The organism is Pseudomonas sp. PS02303 (genome assembly GCF_029959925.1).
Classification (GTDB): domain Bacteria; phylum Pseudomonadota; class Gammaproteobacteria; order Pseudomonadales; family Pseudomonadaceae; genus Aquipseudomonas; species Aquipseudomonas mandelii.
The window spans coordinates 1-1,416 of sequence record NZ_JASCOM010000517.1 but is presented as its reverse complement, the minus strand read 5'-3'; the positions used below and the strand labels follow the sequence as shown (position 1 = coordinate 1,416).

General features: G+C 60.0%; 2 protein-coding genes. Both read left to right on the top strand.

Going from position 1 to position 1,416, the window contains the following annotated elements; translation table 11 throughout:
- Window positions 1–206: hypothetical protein (locus tag QMX98_RS34610; RefSeq protein WP_282412081.1), on the top strand; the 206-nt coding region annotated here is incomplete at its 5' end.
- A 202-nt stretch (window positions 207–408) separates the two neighbouring features.
- Window positions 409–1,329, top strand: coding sequence for a LysR family transcriptional regulator (locus QMX98_RS34605; protein ID WP_077750398.1), 921 nt, complete (start codon window positions 409–411; stop codon window positions 1,327–1,329).
- The last annotated feature ends 87 nt before the right edge of the window (window positions 1,330–1,416 follow it).

Below are 1,416 nucleotides of genomic sequence, written 5' to 3'. Positions count from 1 at the left end.
GGCAAGCCTCGCTCCTACAGGGATTTGTGAACGCGCTATCCCATGTAGGAGCGAGGCTTGCCCGCGAAGGCGGCCTCAAAAACGCCGCAAGCCGAAAGCCACATCGTTATTCATTAACGGTATTCAAATTTCAATTCTTGGTGGAGAACCTGGTGTTTGACACGCTGGAGCGCGTGACTGTTAAGCGCTGGGGGATGCAGCGCTGAGTTTTGCAGTGTCTGAGCTGGCCTCATCGCGGGCAAGCCTCGCTCCTACAGGGTTTTGGGTTGAATACAAAATCTGCGTCCACTGAAGATCCCCTGCAGGAGTGAGCCTGCTCGCGATGAGGCCAGTCCAGCCAACACAATAATTGGGGATGTTTGCTAGCATTGCGTCTGAATCAATCCAGCCCAGACACGAGTGCTCAGCATGCAACTCCCGGACATGAACCTTCTGGTCGCCCTAGACGCCTTGCTCGATGAAGGCAGTGTGGTGGGTGCCGCGCGGCGGATGAACCTCAGCCCGGCGGCCATGAGCCGAACACTCACGCGAATCCGCGAGGCCATCGGCGATCCGATCCTGGTGCGCGCCGGCCGTGGTCTGGTGCCGACGCCCAAGGCGTTGGAGCTCCGCGAGCAAGTGCGCGACGTCGTCGAGCAGGCCGCATTGCTATTTCGCTCGGCTGATGCGGTGGACTTGGGTTCGTTGCGTCGTCGCTTCAACATCCGGGCCAATGACTTCTTCGTCGGTGTCTACGGCGGCAAGCTGTTTGACACCCTCGACCGCCAGGCGCCGCATTGCGAGCTGCGCTACGTCCCCGAGGGCGATGGCGATGATGAAGCGCTGCGCGAAGGGCGCATCGACCTGAGCATCAGTAACACCCGGCCGCTGACCCCGGAAGTGAAGGTGCAGAATCTGTTTTCCACTCATTTCGTCGGCCTGGTGCGCGAAGACCATCCGCTATTCGACGAAGAGATCACGGCCGAGCGCTTCGCCGGTTTCTCTCACATCAGCATGTCCCGTCGCGGCATTGCTCGCGGGCCGATCGATACAGCACTCAATGCCCTTGGGCTTGAACGGCGGGTGGCGGTGATTGCGCCGAGTTTCCATGCGGCGATGTTTGCGTTGCCGGATTCCAACCTGATTTTACCGGTGCCCAAGGAGGCACTGTTGAGTGTGCGGCGCCTGGGCTTGAAGCTGCGCTCGTTTACCCTGCCGGTTCCCTTGCCCACGCTGATGCTGACCCAGGCCTGGCACCCGCGTTTCGACAAGGATCCGGCCCACCGCTGGTTGCGTGAAACACTCAAGGCGTGCTGTGACGAGACCTGGCTGGCCGCACAACCCACCTGAAATTGAACACTGTCCCCTGTGGGAGCGAGCCTGCTCGCGATAGGGTCATCACATTCAATATAGATGTTGACTGAACCACCGCTATCG